Source organism: Escherichia sp. E2661, assembly GCF_004745185.1.
Lineage (GTDB): Bacteria > Pseudomonadota > Gammaproteobacteria > Enterobacterales > Enterobacteriaceae > Escherichia.
The window spans coordinates 25,264-44,138 of sequence record NZ_PDIG01000018.1 but is presented as its reverse complement, the minus strand read 5'-3'; the positions used below and the strand labels follow the sequence as shown (position 1 = coordinate 44,138).

The window sequence follows — 18,875 nt, the reverse complement described above, 5'->3', positions numbered from 1 at the left end:
GGAACAATGATGAAAAAAATTGCCATCACCTGTGCATTACTCTCAAGTTTAGTGGCGTCCAGTGTTTGGGCTGATGCCGCAAGCGATCTGAAAAGCCGTCTGGATAAAGTCAGCAGCTTCCACGCCAGCTTCACACAAAAAGTGACTGACGGTAGCGGTGCTGCGGTGCAGGAAGGTCAGGGTGATTTGTGGGTCAAACGCCCTAATTTGTTCAACTGGCATATGACGCAACCTGATGAAAGCATTCTGGTTTCTGATGGTAAAACACTGTGGTTCTATAACCCGTTTGTTGAACAGGCTACGGCGACCTGGCTGAAAGATGCCACCGGGAATACGCCATTTATGCTGATCGCACGTAACCAGTCCAGCGACTGGCAGCAGTACAACATCAAACAGAACGGCGATGATTTTGTCCTCACGCCGAAAGCCAGCAATGGCAATCTGAAGCAGTTCACTATTAACGTGGGCCGTGATGGCACCATCCATCAATTCAGCGCGGTGGAACAGGACGATCAACGCAGCAGTTATCAGCTGAAATCCCAGCAAAATGGGGCTGTGGATGCAGCGAAATTTACCTTCACCCCGCCGCAAGGCGTAACGGTAGATGATCAACGTAAGTAGAGGCACCTGAGTGAGCAATCTGTCGCTCGATTTTTCGGATAATACTTTTCAACCTCTGGCCGCACGTATGCGGCCAGAAAATTTAGCACAGTATATCGGTCAGCAACATTTGCTGGCTGCGGGGAAGCCGTTGCCGCGGGCTATCGAAGCCGGACATCTGCATTCCATGATCCTCTGGGGGCCGCCAGGTACCGGTAAAACTACCCTTGCGGAAGTGATCGCCCGCTATGCAAATGCTGATGTGGAACGTATTTCTGCTGTCACTTCTGGCGTGAAAGAAATTCGCGAAGCGATAGAGCGCGCGCGGCAAAACCGCAATGCCGGTCGCCGTACCATTTTGTTTGTCGATGAAGTGCATCGCTTTAATAAAAGCCAACAGGATGCGTTTCTGCCGCACATTGAAGATGGCACCATCACGTTTATTGGTGCAACCACTGAAAACCCGTCGTTTGAGCTTAATTCGGCGCTGCTTTCCCGTGCTCGTGTCTATTTGCTCAAATCCCTGACCACCGAGGATATAGAGCAAGTACTGACTCAGGCGATGGAAGACAAAACCCGTGGCTACGGTGGGCAGGATATTGTTCTGCCAGATGAAACACGCCGCGCGATTGCTGAACTGGTGAATGGCGACGCGCGCCGGGCGTTAAATACGCTGGAAATGATGGCGGATATGGCCGAAGTCGATGACAGCGGCAAACGTGTCCTGAAGCCTGAGTTACTCACCGAAATTGCTGGTGAGCGTAGCGCTCGTTTTGATAACAAAGGCGATCGCTTTTACGATCTGATTTCCGCGCTGCATAAATCGGTACGCGGTAGCGCACCCCGATGCAGCGCTTTACTGGTATGCGCGGATTATTACTGCGGGCGGTGATCCGTTATATGTCGCTCGTCGCTGCCTGGCGATTGCTTCAGAAGATATCGGTAATGCCGATCCGCGGGCAATGCAAGTGGCGATTGCGGCCTGGGATTGCTTTACCCGCGTAGGCCCGGCAGAAGGTGAACGCGCCATTGCCCAGGCGATTGTTTATCTCGCTTGTGCGCCAAAAAGTAACGCTGTCTACACCGCGTTTAAAGCCGCGTTAGCTGATGCCCGTGAACGTCCGGATTATGACGTGCCGGTACACCTGCGTAATGCGCCAACCAAACTGATGAAGGAAATGGGCTACGGGCAGGAATATCGTTACGCCCACGATGAAGCAAACGCTTATGCTGCCGGTGAGGTTTACTTCCCGCCGGAAATAGCACAAACGCGCTATTATTTCCCGACAAACAGAGGCCTTGAAGGCAAGATTGGCGAAAAGCTCGCCTGGCTGGCTGAACAGGATCAAAATAGCCCCATAAAACGCTACCGTTAATGTTATCGTTGCGGTAATGTTGTTACTGTATCCCTGTGGTCGCAGGCTGTGGCCACATCTCCCATTTAATTCGATAAGCACAGGATAAGCATGCTCGATCCCAATCTGCTGCGTAATGAGCCAGACGCAGTCGCTGAAAAACTGGCACGCCGGGGCTTTAAGCTGGATGTAGATAAGCTGGGCGCTCTTGAAGAGCGTCGTAAAGTATTGCAGGTCAAAACGGAAAACCTGCAAGCAGAGCGTAACTCTCGATCGAAATCCATCGGCCAGGCGAAAGCGCGCGGGGAAGATATCGAGCCTTTACGTCTGGAAGTGAACAAACTGGGCGAAGAGCTGGATGCAGCAAAAGCCGAGCTGGATGCTTTACAGGCTGAAATTCGCGATATCGCGCTGACAATCCCTAACCTGCCTGCAGATGAAGTGCCGGTTGGTAAAGATGAAAATGACAACGTTGAAGTCAGCCGCTGGGGTACCCCGCGTGAATTTGACTTCGAAGTTCGTGACCACGTGACGCTGGGTGAAATGCACTCCGGCCTCGACTTTGCGGCAGCGGTTAAGCTGACAGGTTCGCGCTTTGTGGTGATGAAAGGGCAGATCGCTCGCATGCACCGCGCACTGTCGCAGTTTATGCTGGACCTGCACACCGAGCAGCATGGCTATAGCGAAAACTATGTCCCGTACCTGGTTAACCAGGATACGCTGTACGGTACGGGTCAGTTGCCGAAGTTTGCTGGCGATCTGTTCCATACTCGTCCGCTGGAAGAAGAAGCTGATACCAGTAACTACGCGCTGATCCCAACTGCAGAAGTTCCGCTGACCAACCTGGTTCGCGGTGAAATCATCGATGAAGATGATCTGCCGATCAAAATGACCGCTCATACCCCATGCTTCCGTTCTGAAGCCGGTTCTTATGGTCGTGATACCCGTGGTCTGATTCGTATGCACCAGTTCGACAAAGTTGAAATGGTTCAGATCGTGCGTCCGGAAGATTCAATGGCGGCACTTGAAGAGATGACTGGTCATGCGGAGAAAGTCCTGCAACTGCTGGGCCTGCCGTACCGCAAAATCATCCTTTGCACTGGCGACATGGGCTTTGGCGCTTGCAAAACTTACGACCTGGAAGTATGGATCCCGGCACAGAACACCTACCGCGAGATCTCTTCCTGCTCCAACGTCTGGGATTTCCAGGCGCGTCGTATGCAGGCACGTTGCCGCAGTAAGTCTGACAAGAAAACCCGTCTGGTTCATACCCTGAACGGTTCTGGTCTGGCTGTTGGTCGTACGCTGGTTGCGGTAATGGAAAACTATCAGCAGGCTGATGGTCGTATTGAAGTACCAGAAGTTCTGCGCCCGTATATGAACGGACTGGAATATATCGGCTAATATCCAACTATTCTGAATCTAAAAAAGCGCCTGCGGGCGCTTTTTTTATTCTCCCTTTGATACCAAACAATAATTACTCGTCACTTAAGCGCAATACTACTTTCGAGTGAAAATCTTCCTATCTCGTTGATTTTCAAATCATTCGATGTATACAAACCTATATAGCGCACCGCTATGAAAATAATTACACAAGACGGTTTGTTACTGGAATCAATCGTAAGCAAGCTTGAGTGAGCCATTATGAAAACGAAAATTCCTGATGCGGTATTGGCTGCTGAGGTGAGTCGCCGTGGTTTGGTAAAAACGACAGCGATCGGCGGCCTGGCGATGGCCAGCAGCGCGTTAACATTACCCTTTAGCCGGATTGCGCACGCTGCTAATAGTGTCGCTCCGGCAAATTCAGACGAAAAGGTGATATGGAGCGCCTGTACAGTTAACTGTGGCAGCCGCTGTCCGCTGCGTATGCATGTAGTGGACGGCGAAATCAAATATGTCGAAACGGATAATACCGGGGATGACAATTACGAAGGACTGCACCAGGTGCGCGCGTGCCTGCGTGGGCGTTCTATGCGTCGCCGCGTTTACAATCCCGACCGCCTGAAATATCCGATGAAACGAGTAGGTGCTCGTGGTGAAGGTAAGTTTGAGCGTATTAGTTGGGAAGAAGCCTACGATATCATCGCCACGAATATGCAGCGCCTGATAAAAGAGTACGGTAACGAATCCATCTATCTGAACTATGGTACCGGTACGCTGGGCGGCACCATGACCCGTTCCTGGCCGCCGGGAAATACTCTGGTTGCGCGTTTGATGAACTGCTGCGGCGGTTATCTGAACCATTATGGTGACTACTCCTCGGCGCAAATAGCCGAAGGTTTGAACTATACCTATGGCGGCTGGGCCGATGGCAACAGTCCGTCAGATATCGAAAACAGTAAACTGGTGGTGCTGTTTGGTAACAACCCTGGCGAGACGCGTATGAGCGGCGGCGGGGTGACCTATTACCTGGAGCAGGCGCGGCAAAAATCAAATGCACGTATGATCATTATCGATCCGCGCTATACCGATACGGGCGCCGGACGCGAAGATGAATGGATCCCGATTCGTCCGGGAACAGATGCGGCACTGGTTAACGGTCTGGCGTATGTCATGATCACCGAAAACCTGGTTGATCAGGAATTCCTCGACAAATATTGTGTCGGCTACGACGAAAAAAACGTTGCCTGCCAGCGCGCCGAAAAATGGTCACTACAAAGCGTATATTCTGGGTGATGGGCCAGACGGTGTTGCTAAAACACCGGAATGGGCCTCGCAAATTACCGGTATCCCGGCAGATAAAATCATCAAACTTGCTCGTGAAATCGGTAGCACCAAACCGGCATTTATCAGCCAGGGGTGGGGGCCGCAGCGCCATGCCAACGGCGAAATCGCCACGCGTGCCATTTCGATGCTGGCAATCCTCACCGGGAATGTCGGTATTAACGGTGGTAACAGCGGTGCGCGAGAAGGTTCATACAGCTTACCGTTTGTGCGGATGCCTACTCTGGAAAACCCGATTCAGACCAGCATTTCCATGTTTATGTGGACCGATGCCATTGAGCGTGGCCCGGAAATGACGGCACTGCGTGATGGTGTGCGCGGGAAAGATAAGCTGGATGTTCCGATCAAGATGATCTGGAACTATGCCGGTAACTGCCTGATTAACCAGCATTCGGAAATCAACCGTACCCATGAAATACTCCAGGATGATAAGAAGTGTGAGCTGATTGTGGTTATCGACTGCCACATGACCTCATCGGCAAAATATGCTGACATCCTGCTGCCGGACTGCACTGCCTCCGAACAGATGGACTTTGCGCTGGATGCCTCCTGCGGGAATATGTCTTACGTCATTTTCAACGACCAGGTCATTAAACCGCGCTTTGAATGTAAGACTATCTATGAGATGACCAGCGAACTGGCAAAACGTCTTGGCGTCGAGCAACAGTTTACTGAAGGTCGTACCCAGGAAGAGTGGATGCGTCACCTGTATGCCCAGTCGCGCGAAGCGATTCCGGAACTGCCAACATTTGAAGAGTTCCGCAAACAGGGGATCTTTAAAAAGCGCGATCCGCAAGGGCATCACGTTGCTTACAAAGCCTTCCGTGAAGATCCGCAGGCTAATCCATTGACCACGCCATCGGGCAAAATTGAGATCTATTCACAGGCGCTGGCTGACATTGCCGCCACCTGGGAATTGCCGGAAGGCGATGTGATCGATCCGCTGCCGATCTATACACCGGGCTTTGAAAGTTATCAGGATCCGCTCAACAAACAGTATCCGCTGCAGCTTACGGGGTTCCATTACAAATCTCGTGTTCACTCGACTTACGGTAACGTAGACGTGCTGAAAGCAGCTTGCCGTCAGGAAATGTGGATCAACCCACTTGATGCGCAAAAACGTGGTATCAGCAACGGCGATAAGGTGCGGATCTTTAACGATCGTGGTGAAGTCCATATTGAGGCGAAGGTGACGCCACGAATGATGCCGGGCGTGGTCGCATTGGGCGAAGGTGCCTGGTATGACCCGGATGCGAAACGTGTCGATAAGGGCGGTTGTATTAACGTACTGACCACTCAACGTCCGTCTCCTCTTGCCAAGGGGAATCCATCACATACGAACCTTGTTCAGGTTGAAAAGGTGTAAGGAGTAACCGATGACAACCCAGTATGGATTTTTTATTGATTCCAGCCGTTGCACCGGTTGCAAAACCTGCGAGCTGGCCTGTAAAGACTACAAAGATCTGAAGCCGGAAGTTAGTTTCCGCCGCATTTATGAATATGCTGGTGGAGACTGGCAGGAAGGTAACGGCGTCTGGCATCAAAACGTATTTGCCTACTATTTGTCGATTTCATGCAACCACTGCGAAGATCCGGCTTGTACCAAAGTCTGCCCAAGTGGTGCGATGCATAAACGTGAAGATGGTTTTGTCGTTGTCGATGAAGATGTGTGTATTGGCTGTCGTTACTGCCATATGGCCTGCCCGTATGGCGCACCGCAGTACAACGCAACCAAAGGTCATATGACCAAATGTGATGGTTGCTATGACCGCGTCGCAGAAGGTAAAAAACCGATCTGCGTCGAATCTTGCCCGCTACGGGCGCTGGATTTCGGACCTATCGATGAGCTGCGTAAAAAACACGGCGATCTGGCGGCTGTTGCGCCGTTGCCGCGTGCGCACTTCACCAAACCGAATATTGTGATTAAACCTAACGCCAATAGCCGCCCAACCGGGGATACCACTGGCTATCTGGCAAACCCGAAGGAGGTGTGAGATGGGAAGTGGATGGCATGAATGGCCGCTGATGATCTTCACGGTCTTTGGGCAATGTGTGGCGGGCGGTTTTATCGTTCTGGCTTTGGCACTGCTCAAAGGTGACCTGCGAGCAGAAGCCCAGCAGCGTGTTATCGCCTGCATGTTTGGTTTATGGGTTCTGATGGGCATTGGGTTTATCGCCTCTATGCTCCATCTTGGCTCACCAATGCGCGCCTTTAACTCGCTTAACCGGGTAGGGGCTTCAGCACTGAGTAACGAAATCGCCAGCGGTTCGATCTTTTTTGCCGTAGGTGGAATCGGCTGGTTGTTGGCGATGCTGAAAAAATTGTCACCGGCATTACGCACGCTTTGGCTGGTGGTGACGATGGTTCTCGGCGTGGTCTTTGTCTGGATGATGGTGCGTGTCTATAACAGCATCGATACCGTACCGACCTGGTACAGCATCTGGACGCCGATGGGCTTCTTCCTGACCATGTTTATGGGCGGCCCGTTGCTGGGTTACCTGTTGCTGAGTCTTGCTGGCGTTGATGGCTGGGCGATGCGTCTGCTGCCTGCAATTTCCGTGTTGGCACTGGTGGTGAGTGGCGTGATGTCAGTAATGCAGGGCGCAGAACTGGCGACCATTCATAGTTCAGTGCAACAGGCTGCTGCACTGGTGCCTGACTACGGTGCGCTGATGTCCTGGCGGATTGTGCTTTTGGCCGTGGCACTGTGCTTGTGGATTGCACCGCAGGTGAAAGGCTTTCAGCCTGCGGTGCCTCTGCTTTCCGTATCATTCATCCTGCTTCTCGCAGGGGAATTAATCGGCCGCGGGGTATTCTACGGTTTGCATATGACCGTTGGCATGGCTGTTGCCAGTTAAGGTGTAATAACCGGGGTTTCGGCCCCGGTTATCTCTTATTTCTGTTTCGTTAACGTGTCATAACTGGTCATCAAATTACGATAATCAGGAATGTGATTAGAGAACAACGTTGCCAGTCCCTCAATATCGTTACGCCAGTCGCGGTGCAGTTCACAAGCCACGCCGAACCATGTCATCAATTGAGCGCCAGCTTGTGACATACGATCCCACGCTGAATGCCGGGTAATCTCGTTAAAGGTTCCAGAAGCGTCGGTTACCACAAAGACATCAAACCCTTCTTCAATAGCCGAAAGCGCCGGGAATGCTACGCAAACCTCGGTTACCACCCCTGCAATAATCAGTTGTTTTTTACCTGTCGCTTTAACTGCTTTGACAAAATCTTCGTTATCCCAGGCGTTAATATTTCCAGGACGCGCAATATAAGGCGCATCCGGAAACTGTGCTTTCAGCTCGGGGACTAATGGGCCGTTAGGGCCGGTTTCAAAACTGGTGGTGAGAATGGTGGGGAGATTGAAATATTTTGCTAAGTCACCCAGCGCCAGCACGTTATTTTTGAATTTGTCGGGGTCAATATCCCGCACAAGGGAAAGCAAACCAGCCTGGTGATCAACTAACAAAACAGCAGCATCATTTTTATCGAGACGAACATACGGTTTGGTCATTCTCTTCTCCTTTTGAGAGTCAGTGGTACGCCTGAAAGCGTTCAGACGCGATGCGTTGCCCTGAAAGCATAGACGGGAAATTCAGGTTTGCTGTGACCATGAAATTTTTCGACTGAACTAACCATATGAACTTTATGTTAGATCAATAAAAACAATTAGATGAGACTGATTATCTTTTCGTTATTAGTGTTATGAATGAGTAATATAAATCGATAATACAGCCGCTGCGTTATGTACGTATTTTCCCCCATTGACAATGTTTTGGTTGGTGGCATGATGCGCATGAAATTTGAACTTCCTCACGGTTTTAATTCATGTCCACGTATACCCGGCCTGTCATGCTCTTGCTGTCTGGCCTGCTTTTGTTGACTTTGGCGATTGCGGTGCTGAATACGCTCGTGCCTCTATGGCTCGCTCAGGAACACTTGCCCACATGGCAGGTCGGCGTTGTCAGCTCGTCATATTTTACAGGTAACCTCGTTGGTACCCTGCTAACAGGGTATGTCATTAAACGATTTGGGTTTAATCGTAGTTACTATCTGGCGTCGTTTATTTTTGCGGCTGGATGTGCCGGGCTTGGCCTTATGATTGGCTTCTGGAGCTGGCTTGCCTGGCGTTTCGTTGCAGGCGTTGGTTGCGCAATGATTTGGGTCGTGGTTGAAAGCGCGCTGATGTGCAGTGGGACGTCCCGTAACCGTGGGCGGCTGCTTGCTGCGTATATGATGGTTTATTACGTGGGGACGTTTTTTAGGCCAGTTACTGGTCAGCAAAGTGTCGACTGAGCTGATGGCCGTGTTACCGTGGGCAACGGGTTTGATACTGGCAGGCATCTTACCGTTGTTGTTTACTCGTATTCTGAATCAGCAAACGGAAAAACATCCGGCTACGCCGATTACATCAATGCTTAAACTCCGTCAGGCACGGCTTGGGGTCAATGGCTGTATTATCTCCGGGATTGTCCTTGGCTCTCTGTATGGTCTGATGCCATTGTATCTTAACCATCAGGGGATCAATAACGCCAGCATCGGTTTCTGGATGGCTGTACTGGTCAGCGCAGGAATCCTTGGGCAGTGGCCTATTGGGCGTCTGGCGGATAAATTTGGTCGTCTACTGGTACTGCGCGTTCAGGTTTTTGTTGTCATTCTTGGTAGTATTGCAATGTTAAGCCAGGCCGCGATGGCGCCTTCATTGTTTATTCTTGGTGCTGCGGGGTTCACGCTGTATCCAGTAGCGATGGCCTGGGCTTGTGAGAAGGTTGAACATCATCAACTGGTGGCGATGAATCAGGCTTTACTGTTGAGTTATACAGTCGGTAGTCTGCTTGGTCCGTCTTTTACCGCCATACTGATGCAGAATTTTTCCGATAAACTGTTATTTATTATGATTGCCAGTGTGTCATTTATCTACTTGTTGATGCTGCTGCGTAACGCCAGTCATACACCCAAACCTGTCGCTCATGTGTAAATGAATTAGTGCAGAGTGTGAACATGCTGTATCGCACTCTGTTTTTTTGTTTCCTCTATACAACTTGCTTTTACCAAATTTCATTTATGGAAAAATAAATTGTGCAGCAGGTTATAATTTTTCATTCCGCTATTTTCGTACTTCTTATTAGCCGCGCATAATCCCTCGTTTTACAGATATCTATTAAAAAAATAGCGAAGGATCGATCTATGGCTGGGAACGTTCAGGAAAAACAGTTGCGCTGGTACAACATTGCACTGATGTCTTTTATTACGGTTTGGGGATTTGGCAATGTTGTTAATAATTATGCCAACCAGGGGTTGGTCGTTGTTTTTTCATGGCTGTTTATATTTGCGCTCTATTTTACACCATATGCATTGATTGTCGGTCAGTTGGGGTCGACTTTTAAAGATGGGAAAGGCGGAGTCAGTACCTGGATTAAACACACAATGGGCCCCGGATTGGCTTATCTTGCCGCGTGGACCTATTGGGTGGTGCATATACCCTATCTGGCACAAAAACCACAGGCCATTCTGATTGCGCTCGGCTGGGCGATGAAAGGTGACGGTTCGTTAATCAAAGAATATTCAGTCGTAGCGTTACAGGGGTTAACGCTGGTGCTGTTTGTCTTCTTTATGTGGATCGCTTCACGTGGTATGAAATCGCTGAAAATCGTCGGTTCTGTGGCAGGGATTGCGATGTTTATCATGTCGCTCCTGTATGTGGCGATGGCAGTAACCGCGCCTGTGATTACTGAAGTGCATATTGCGACCACGAACATTACCTGGGAGACGTTCATTCCCCATATCGATTTTACCTACATTACCACTATTTCAATGCTGGTTTTCGCGGTTGGCGGTGCAGAGAAGATTTCTCCCTACGTTAATCAAACGCGCAACCCAGGAAAAGAATTTCCAAAAGGGATGCTATGCCTGGCGGTGATGGTTGCGGTTTGTGCCATTCTGGGCTCTCTCGCAATGGGGATGATGTTTGACTCGCGTAATATTCCTGATGACTTAATGACTAACGGTCAGTATTACGCTTTTCAGAAGCTGGGCGAGTATTACAACATGGGGAATACCCTAATGGTGATTTACGCCATTGCAAATACCCTGGGACAAGTCGCCGCTCTGGTGTTCTCCATCGATGCTCCTCTGAAAGTGTTATTAGGTGATGCGGATAGTAAATATATTCCTGCCAGATTGTGCCGGACCAATGATTCAGGTACACCGGTTAATGGTTATCTACTGACCCTGGTGCTGGTGGCGATTCTGATTATGCTGCCAACACTGGGTATTGGTGACATGAATAATCTCTACAAATGGCTGCTCAATTTGAACTCAGTCGTGATGCCACTGCGTTATTTGTGGGTGTTCGTGGCGTTTATTGCAGTAGTTCGCCTGGCGCAGAAATATAAACCGGAATATGTCTTTATTCGTAATAAGTCTCTGGCGATGACTGTCGGGATTTGGTGTTTTGCCTTTACTGCTTTTGCCTGTTTGACGGGGATCTTCCCGAAAATGGAAGCCTTCACTGCAGAGTGGACCTTCCAGCTAGCGCTGAATATCGCTACACCATTTGTGCTGGTGGGGTTGGGGTTGATATTCCCGCTATTGGCTCGTAAAGCGAATACGGACTAATCATTGTGGTTAGTTCTGCAGAATGAAGCGCGGAATAACAAAGCGGCAACTCAATAAAGTTGCCGCTTTACGGGGAAATTAGAACATTACTTTATGACCATATTGCTCAAGAATACCTTTCACGCGTTCCATGGTCTCTTTCTTCGGTGGTTTAACACCGTCGAGTTTATACTCTTCACCCATCGCCACCCATTTGTGTTTGCCCAGCTCGTGGTAGGGGAGAAGCTCAATTTTCTCAACGTTGCCCATATCACGGGTAAATTCACCGAGACGATGCGCTGAATCGTCATCGTCAGACCAGCCTGGGACAACAACGTAGCGGATCCAGACCTTCACATTTTTGTTCGCCAGATATTTGGCGAACTCCAGCGTACGATGATTGGAAACGCCGACCAGATTCTGGTGGATCTCGTCGTTCATCTGTTTGAGATCGAGCATTACCAGATCGGTCACTTCCAACAGTTCATCAATCACTGGATCGTAACGACGAACAAAACCGTTGGTGTCCAGGCAGGTATGAATGCCTTCTTTTTTGCAGGCGCGGAACCAGTCACGAACAAATTCAGCTTGCAGGATTGCTTCACCGCCGGATGCGGTAACGCCACCGCCTGAAGCATTCATAAAGTGGCGATAGGTCACCACCTCTTTCATTAAATCTTCAACGGTAACTTCTTTGCCGCCATGCGTGTCCCAGGTGTCGCGGTTATGGCAATACAGGCAGCGCATCAGGCAGCCCTGGAAAAAGGTGATAAAGCGAATACCCGGGCCGTCTACGGTTCCACAGGATTCAAAGGAGTGAATGCGACCAATAACTGACTTGGTAGCCCCCGCCGCAGCGGTATTTTCTGTTGTATTACAATTAGTTAAATTACTCATATCGCTTCAATTGGCTCTAGTTAACTCTGGTTTATGGACGCATTATGGACATTCCTGACACCGGGTTAAGAGTCACTGCATCTTGTAAGAAATCCGGTGCAAAGTGTGCGTAGGTCATAGTTTGCTGAATGTTAGAATGACCCAGGATGCGCTGCAATGTGATTATGTTACCTCCATTCATTATAAAATGTGTGGCAAATGTATGCCTCAAAACATGCACTGCCTGTCCGTCAGGTAAATCGGGTTTTACTTCCCTGAGAGCGTTGCGCACTTTGTAGTAACTGGCATTAAAAAGCCTGCCTGAATTTTTGGTCTTGATCCGTTTAATCAGGTCCTGCGACACGGGAATTGTCCTGCGCTTTCCGTTTTTAGTTTTCATAAACGTAACCATCTGGTTAATGATGTGTTCAGCTTTTAAATTTGACACTTCACTCCAGCGTCCACCAGTAGAAAGGCAGACCAGAGTTGCATTTAATTCATCACCATCAAGCATGGATAACAGCCGCGTAATCTCTTCACTGGACAAAAAAGCCATTTCCGTAACAGCTTCACGTAACCGCTTAACCTCACGGAACGGGTTGTGAGAGTGGTATTCACCGGCGTCAATTAACTTGGTGAACATCCCGCTCATTATTGCCAGATGCCGATTTACGCTGGCTGGTTTAAGACCATCGTTCATCATTACAACGCGATAATCAGTTATCGTTTTCTTTGTTAGCTGGTCAGCTCTGGACACTCCCATTTCTGCAAATTTGGCGATTATTGTCGTCAAACGCCCCCCGTTCAATATCTCCACGCTCATGTGATTTTCCGTGATATATCCACCATCTGCCTAACAACTCTGTAAGAGTTCGGCGGTCGGCTGGCTTCTCCAACCACTCTTTGTTGTGGTAGTTAACCAGGACATGACGTTCGAATGCTTGAGCTTCACCCTTAGTTTTAAATTTCCGCCTGATACGTTTTCCATCTGCACCCTGCGGTCTGACGTCCACTTCATAACGACCATCATCGAGCTTTTTAATAGACATAAAGCCCTCCGATGACGCTGTTTACTTCTACTACTTGAAAATTAATGCAATTTTCTTTCGTACATTTACTGCACACATATGCTGAATAAATCGTCAGCCAGTCTTTTGGTCTGAGTGGTGCAAGGTTGTTGAGTCTTGCCCAATGTGCGCGAGCGCCGGGGCTATTTGTCCGCCAGCGGGATCAGTTTCATCAAACATGAACCAGTCACGGTACTTGCGAAATCTTTCTGGCTTGAAAAATTTCATACCTGCGTCAAAAGACATCTTTACTTTTCCCTGCTCATATCCAGCATAGGTGTTGTAGTTAATCCCAGTTAATTCAGCGACTTGCTTCCTTGTCATCCTTTCTGACTCCCTAATAAGTGCGAGTTTCTCTGCTTGAGATTTGATTTGTGTATTTGACATGAATTGTCGTATCTCGTAATTTATGTTGCATGCGACAAGCCAGAACAACGCAGAGCGGCTTCAAATAGCTCTGGTTGAATGGCACCAAAGTTGAGGATATCAAAATGAGTATTGGATCAGAAATGAATAACGATGTTGGAGAAAAAGTATCTGATCTCACAAAAAGTAAAAAAATGTGACATCAAGCTCGCTGCCGCACCGTCGGATCTACTCTCGAAAGAGGGTTTTGCTCTTTACATCGGTAAGACGCCTCGCGCTGTAGCTGAAATGGCGAAAGCAGGCAAGCTGCCTGCCTTTTACATGGCAGACCCATTAAAGCCGGGAGGTCATGCTGAGTTATGGATTAATCGTCGTGAGTGGGACAAGTACGCAGCACAGCTAGTCGATGAAGCTCCATCAGAATGGCACGACTGGAAAAATCGCATTAGTTATAGCAAATCAAGACATGGCCGTGCGGCTTAAGGTGGAAAGGATGAAGGAGCCGCGTTGTATTGCTCAGTTATTGCGTAACGAAAGCCCCAGGGCGATTGACTTCACCATCACCCACGGGAAGGGACGCAAGGGAATCATTATCCGCACCAAAAAACAGAGTCCGTTAAAGAAGGCTCTGACCTTTCTGAAAAGCCGGAGGGTCTGGAAATGACAGTGATGACGCTTAATCTCGTTGAAAAACAGCCAGCAGCTATGCGCCGGATAATTGGTAAGCATCTGGCCGTCCCTCGCTGGCAGGATACATGTGATTATTATAATCAGATGATGGAACGCGAACGGCTAACGGTTTGCTTTCATGCGCAGTTAAAACAACGTCATGCAACGATGCGTTTTGAAGAAATGAACGACGTCGAACGTGAACGGCTGGTTTGTGCAATTGATGAATTGCGTGGGGCATTCTCAAAACGCCGTCAGGTTGGCGCAAGTGAGTATGCATATATTAGTTTTTTAACAGTCAGTCAGCGTCGTACTTTATTTATGCATGCCGGATTGACTGAAAAAGAATTCAACCAGCCATACTGGCGAATTAATGAAGAGTCATGTTACTGGCGTGATGCTTTATTCCGTGCATTACGTGAATTATTCAGCCTGTTTGAGTATGCACCGACAATTCTGACGTCGGTAAAACCAGAGCAATATCTGCATTAAATAATTAACCAGAGTTTTAAACGCACTTAATCGTGCGGGGCTTCTTTTTGCCTGGAGAAAGTTATGCATACAGTTTCTGAAAATCAGTGCGGTAAATACGCATTACTGCTGCAACAGGCCAGAACCGAAGCACAGGCTGACGCTGCGACGCGCTTTTCTTCTCATCTTGACGCCATGATTCGCCACATCACAAAGGCGGAGTTATCCCGCGTGGAGATAGTCGAGCTGCTCAGTCAGGAGTCGGAAAAATTTCACAATATCGGATTGTCTCGCGGGGAGGTACTTTGATGTCCTGTTCTCATTCAGTTGTATTACTGAATAACGCCTTAAAAATCGCCGTTATGGAAAATGGTGATTTGTCTCTTATTCAACTTTGTCTTGATAAAGAAAAACGCGACATAACTGAATCTGTTATCGCGATTTATCAGAATGAATTAAACCTCCTGTCTGATGTGGTCAATTTACTTGTTAAACGCGCTGTATTTCATAAGCAAATTTCATCCGTGGATGAACTGACAAAATTAACGACAGAAATCGCCAGCTATTGCGCTGATGAATTTAAGAAGCTGAACGACAAAAGGAGCTGGTAATGCCGGACAACGTAGATTTTATTCAGGAACAACAGGCTGAATTACTGGAGCGCCAGATTAACGCGGCAAGGGTAAAACATTGCGGTGTTTCTTCGCTGGTTTGCGAAGAGTGTGATGCGCCAATACCTGCTGCCCGTCGTGCGGCTTATCCGTCAGCCACGCGTTGTGTTTCCTGTCAGTCAGTCTTTGAAGCAAAAAACAAACATTACCGGAGAACGGCATGAGTATTCGTATTGAAATTGGCGAACGTTATGTCGTTACCAGTGACAGCTTTCAGTTTATTCTCCACGAGAAAAAGAGAGCGGAAAGCGGTAAAAACGCCGGTCAGGAATGGCTGTCGGTGGTTGGTTATTACCCGAAATTAAGCCAGCTCGTTTCCGGCCTGATGCATCACGATATTCTGACCGGAAGCGCAAAGTCTTTTGCTGATTTAAACGCGCAGGTTGAGCAACTCAGCAGGCGTTGTTCAGAGGCTTTTGGCTCATATGGCCGTTAAAGCCTCCGGGCGTTTTGTCCCTCCGTCAGCATTTGCCGTAGGCACCGGTAAGGCGTTTACCGGTGCTTATGCATGGAACGCGCCACGCGAGGCCGTCGGGCGCGAAAGACCCCTTACACGTGACGAGATGCGTCAGGTGCAAGGTGTTTTATCCACGATTAATCGCCTGCCTTACTTTTTGCGCTCGCTGTTTACTTCACGCTATGACTACATCCGGCGCAATAAAAGCCCGGTGCACGGGTTTTATTTCCTCACATCCACTTTTCAGCGTCGTTTATGGCCGCGCATTGAGCGCGTTAATCAGCGCCATGAAATGAACACCGACGCGTCGTTGCTGTTTCTGGCAGAGCGTGACCACTATGCGCGCCTGCCTGGAATGAATGACAAGGAGCTGAAAAAGTTTGCCGCCCGTATCTCATCGCAGCTTTTCATAATGTATGAGGAACTCTGCGATGCCTGGGTGGATGCGCATGGCGAGAAAGAATCGCTGTTTACGGATGAGGCGCAGGCTCACCTGTATGGTCATGTTGCTGGCGCTGCACGTGCTTTCAATATTTCCCCGCTCTACTGGAAAAAATACCGTAAAGGGCAGATGACCACGAGGCAGGCATATTCTGCCATTGCCCGTCTGTTTAACGATGAATGGTGGACTCATCAGCTTAAAGGCCAGCGTATGCGCTGGCATGAGGCGTTACTGATTGCTGTCGGGGAGGTCAATAAAGACCGTTCTCCTTATGCCAGTAAACATGCCATTCGTGATGTGCGTGCGCGCCGCCAGGCAAATCTGGAATTTCTTAAATCGTGTGACCTTGAAAACAGGGAAACCGGCGAGCGCATCGACCTTATCAGTAAGGTGATGGGCAGTATTTCTAATCCAGAAATTCGCCGGATGGAGCTGATGAACACCATCGCCGGTATTGAGCGTTACGCTGCCGCAGAGGGTGATGTGGGGATGTTTATCACGCTGACCGCGCCGTCAAAGTATCACCCGACACGTCAGGTCAGAAAAGGCGAAAGTAAAACCGTCCAGCTAAATCACGGCTGGAATGATGAGGCATTTAATCCAAAGGATGCGCAGCGTTATCTCTGCCGTATCTGGAGCCTGATGCGCACGGCATTCAAGGATAATGATTTACAGGCCTACGGTTTGCGTGTTGTTGAACCACACCACGACGGAACGCCGCACTGGCATATGATGCTTTTTTGTAATCCACGCCAGCGTAACCAGATTATTGAAATCATGCGTCGCTATGCGCTCAAAGAGGATGGCGACGAAAGAGGAGCCGCGCGAAACCGTTTTCAGGCAAAACACCTTAACCGGGGCGGTGCTGCGGGATATATCGCGAAATACATCTCAAAAAACATCGACGGCTATGCACTGGATGGTCAGCTCGATAATGATACCGGTAGGCCGCTGAAAGACACAGCTGCGGCTGTTACCGCATGGGCGTCAACGTGGCGCATTCCGCAATTTAAAACGGTTGGTCTGCCGACAATGGGGGCTTACCGTGAACTACGCAAATTGCCTCGCGGCGTCAGCATTGCTGATGAGTTTGACGAGCGCGTCGAGGCTGCACGCGCCGCTGCAGACAGTGGTGATTTTGCGTTGTATATCAGCGCGCAGGGCGGGGCAAATGTCCCGCGCGATTGTCAGACTGTCAGGGTCGCCCGTAGCCCGTCGGATGACGTTAACGAGTACGAGGAAGAAGTCGAGAGAGTGGTCGGCATTTACGCGCCGCATCTCGGCGCGCGTCATATTCATATCACCAGAACGACGGACTGGCGCATTGTGCCGAAAGTTCCGGTCGTTGAGCCTTTGACTTTAAAAAGCGGCATCGCCGCGCCTCGGAGTCCTGTCAATAACTGTGGAAAGGTCACCGGTGGTGATACTTCGTTACCGGCTCCCACACCTTCTGAGCACGCCGCAGCAGTGCTTAATCTGGTTGATGACGGTGTTATCGAATGGAATGACCCGGAGGTCGTGAAGGCGCTCAGGGGCGCATTAAAACACGGGCTGAGAACGCCAAATCGTCAGCAAAGAAACGGAAGCCCGTTAAAACCGCATGAAATTGCACCATCGGCCAGACTGACCCGGTCGGAACGAATGCAAATTACCCGTATCCGCGTTGACCTTGCTCAGAACGGTATCAGGCCGCAGCGATGGGAGCTTGAGGTGCTGGCGCGTGGGGCAACGGTAAGCTATTGTGGGGAAAAATTTACGTATCCGGTCGCTGATGAGTGGCCGGAGGATATAACAGATATTAAGTGGAGCTAATGATAATTTAACTCATCAGAATAGAATATTGTGTTCGCTCTTGATAACTGCTTAATGGATGATTTGAAAAGCCATGTTATGTTACTAGCATGGCTTTGGGATATTAATTGCTGTATTCTTTAAAGAATAAATCAACTTCTTCGGGTATTATGTCATTATCCATTTTCTCAAATTTTTCTGCATCAACAATTTTTGTTTTCGTTAGTAATGATAATATTTGGGCTTTGTTTCTGTTCGTTTCTTTTCCTGGAATCCAGTCAATATTCCATAAATTATTTTCAGAAACTGTTTTCTTTTTCGTGAGTTCATCATTTACACGGACGCATAGAGCTGACTTATAAGAGCTTTCCCACTCTGGGTTTATTTTTGCTTGAATTCGCTGAAACCATATATCAAGCATTTCTGTATTGGGTTGCTTAGCAAGTTTTTTATGGAGTTGTTCTAGTTTTTTGAATTTAGGATATGTGTCGTCAGTATAAAGAAAACTGAGGAGTTTTGAGAAAATGGCAGTTCCTGCTGGGTACGTTGTAGGGTTTTTTGCCATGATGCTTGAAATAATACCAAGCATGGCATCTATTTGGTGACCGTTATCTGTAATTGTATTCATTCTAAATAATTTTCTAAGAAAATCATTGAGATATCTAACGATTGTTTTCGAGTTTGGATGTTTTAGTGAGAGTAAATATATTGAGTAGAGCATTTTCTGGAGTGACTTGTGTCTTTTTTCTTTGATATAGTCTTTTTTGGCTTGTTTCAAGGAG

Annotated in this window: 16 protein-coding genes and 4 pseudogenes; 15 read left to right on the top strand and 5 right to left on the bottom strand. The window is 48.8% G+C overall.

Features of this window, described 5'->3' with window-relative positions; genetic code table 11:
• Positions 1–9: 9 nt before the first annotated feature.
• From lolA to dmsC, 6 genes and pseudogenes are all read left to right on the top strand, one after another.
• Entirely contained in the window at positions 10–621 is a 612-nt protein-coding gene (gene lolA, locus CRI63_RS09505; protein WP_001295343.1) for an outer membrane lipoprotein chaperone LolA, read from the top strand.
• Positions 622–631: 10 nt separating this feature from the next.
• A pseudogene (rarA, locus tag CRI63_RS09500) lies at positions 632–1,976 on the top strand (replication-associated recombination protein RarA).
• A 90-nt stretch (positions 1,977–2,066) separates the two neighbouring features.
• Positions 2,067–3,359 (top strand): serine--tRNA ligase, encoded by a 1,293-nt coding sequence (gene serS / locus CRI63_RS09495; RefSeq protein ID WP_000886683.1) that lies wholly within the window; start codon positions 2,067–2,069, stop codon positions 3,357–3,359.
• Positions 3,360–3,599: 240 nt separating this feature from the next.
• Positions 3,600–6,045 (top strand): annotated as a pseudogene (dmsA, locus tag CRI63_RS09490) (dimethylsulfoxide reductase subunit A).
• A 10-nt stretch (positions 6,046–6,055) separates the two neighbouring features.
• Positions 6,056–6,673, top strand: coding sequence for a dimethylsulfoxide reductase iron-sulfur subunit DmsB (gene dmsB / locus CRI63_RS09485; protein ID WP_135519340.1), 618 nt, complete (start codon positions 6,056–6,058; stop codon positions 6,671–6,673).
• Position 6,674: 1 nt separating this feature from the next.
• The gene (gene dmsC, locus CRI63_RS09480; RefSeq protein WP_130205291.1) at positions 6,675–7,538 is read left to right on the top strand and encodes a dimethyl sulfoxide reductase anchor subunit DmsC; all 864 of its coding nucleotides are present in this window, start codon (positions 6,675–6,677) and stop codon (positions 7,536–7,538) included.
• A 35-nt stretch (positions 7,539–7,573) separates the two neighbouring features.
• On the opposite strand, the gene ycaC is transcribed toward dmsC, so the two are convergent.
• A complete protein-coding gene (gene ycaC, locus CRI63_RS09475; RefSeq protein WP_012133028.1) occupies positions 7,574–8,200 on the bottom strand; it encodes an isochorismate family cysteine hydrolase YcaC in 627 nt (208 codons plus the stop codon).
• 314 nt (positions 8,201–8,514) lie between these two features.
• Between ycaC and CRI63_RS09470 the strand changes: the two are divergent.
• A pseudogene (locus CRI63_RS09470) lies at positions 8,515–9,664 on the top strand (MFS transporter).
• A gap of 209 nt (positions 9,665–9,873) precedes the next feature.
• A complete protein-coding gene (locus CRI63_RS09465) occupies positions 9,874–11,304 on the top strand; it encodes an amino acid permease (protein WP_135519337.1) in 1,431 nt (476 codons plus the stop codon).
• Positions 11,305–11,382: 78 nt separating this feature from the next.
• On the opposite strand, the gene pflA is transcribed toward CRI63_RS09465, so the two are convergent.
• The 3 genes and pseudogenes from pflA to CRI63_RS09450 all read right to left on the bottom strand — a co-directional run bounded on the left by pflA (position 11,383) and on the right by CRI63_RS09450 (position 13,613).
• The gene (gene pflA / locus CRI63_RS09460) at positions 11,383–12,180 is read right to left on the bottom strand and encodes a pyruvate formate lyase 1-activating protein (RefSeq protein WP_000067977.1); all 798 of its coding nucleotides are present in this window, start codon (positions 12,178–12,180) and stop codon (positions 11,383–11,385) included.
• Between the two features lie 31 nt (positions 12,181–12,211).
• A pseudogene (locus CRI63_RS09455) lies at positions 12,212–13,208 on the bottom strand (tyrosine-type recombinase/integrase).
• Between the two features lie 93 nt (positions 13,209–13,301).
• Positions 13,302–13,613: a helix-turn-helix transcriptional regulator gene (locus CRI63_RS09450; protein WP_135519334.1), complete on the bottom strand. Its 312-nt coding sequence runs from the start codon at positions 13,611–13,613 to the stop codon at positions 13,302–13,304.
• Positions 13,614–13,745: 132 nt separating this feature from the next.
• Here CRI63_RS09450 and CRI63_RS09445 point away from each other — a divergent pair, with 132 nt between their 5' ends.
• The 7 genes from CRI63_RS09445 (at position 13,746) to CRI63_RS09415 (ending at position 18,114) form a co-directional block, all read left to right on the top strand.
• Positions 13,746–14,075: a Cox family DNA-binding protein gene (locus CRI63_RS09445; RefSeq protein WP_240782742.1), complete on the top strand. Its 330-nt coding sequence runs from the start codon at positions 13,746–13,748 to the stop codon at positions 14,073–14,075.
• A 177-nt stretch (positions 14,076–14,252) separates the two neighbouring features.
• Positions 14,253–14,753 (top strand): hypothetical protein, encoded by a 501-nt coding sequence (locus CRI63_RS09440; protein ID WP_000217670.1) that lies wholly within the window; start codon positions 14,253–14,255, stop codon positions 14,751–14,753.
• A gap of 63 nt (positions 14,754–14,816) precedes the next feature.
• Positions 14,817–15,041: a DUF2732 family protein gene (locus CRI63_RS09435; protein ID WP_000557703.1), complete on the top strand. Its 225-nt coding sequence runs from the start codon at positions 14,817–14,819 to the stop codon at positions 15,039–15,041.
• A complete protein-coding gene (locus CRI63_RS09430; RefSeq protein ID WP_001471828.1) occupies positions 15,041–15,343 on the top strand; it encodes a DUF5405 family protein in 303 nt (100 codons plus the stop codon). Before CRI63_RS09435 ends, CRI63_RS09430 begins: the two co-directional genes overlap by 1 nt.
• Positions 15,343–15,567, top strand: coding sequence for a TraR/DksA family transcriptional regulator (locus tag CRI63_RS09425; protein ID WP_001113273.1), 225 nt, complete (start codon positions 15,343–15,345; stop codon positions 15,565–15,567). Before CRI63_RS09430 ends, CRI63_RS09425 begins: the two co-directional genes overlap by 1 nt.
• Entirely contained in the window at positions 15,564–15,839 is a 276-nt protein-coding gene (locus tag CRI63_RS09420) for a DUF5405 family protein (RefSeq protein ID WP_001609311.1), read from the top strand. The genes CRI63_RS09425 and CRI63_RS09420 overlap by 4 nt, the downstream gene beginning before the upstream one ends.
• Positions 15,829–18,114 carry a replication endonuclease gene (locus CRI63_RS09415; protein ID WP_135519331.1) on the top strand — a complete coding sequence of 762 codons (2,286 nt, stop codon included), beginning with the start codon at positions 15,829–15,831 and terminating at the stop codon, positions 18,112–18,114. The genes CRI63_RS09420 and CRI63_RS09415 overlap by 11 nt, the downstream gene beginning before the upstream one ends.
• A 103-nt stretch (positions 18,115–18,217) precedes the next feature.
• On the opposite strand, the gene CRI63_RS24355 is transcribed toward CRI63_RS09415, so the two are convergent.
• Complete coding sequence (locus tag CRI63_RS24355; RefSeq protein WP_240782741.1) at positions 18,218–18,871, bottom strand: hypothetical protein; 654 nt, start codon at positions 18,869–18,871, stop codon at positions 18,218–18,220.
• Positions 18,872–18,875 lie beyond the last annotated feature (4 nt).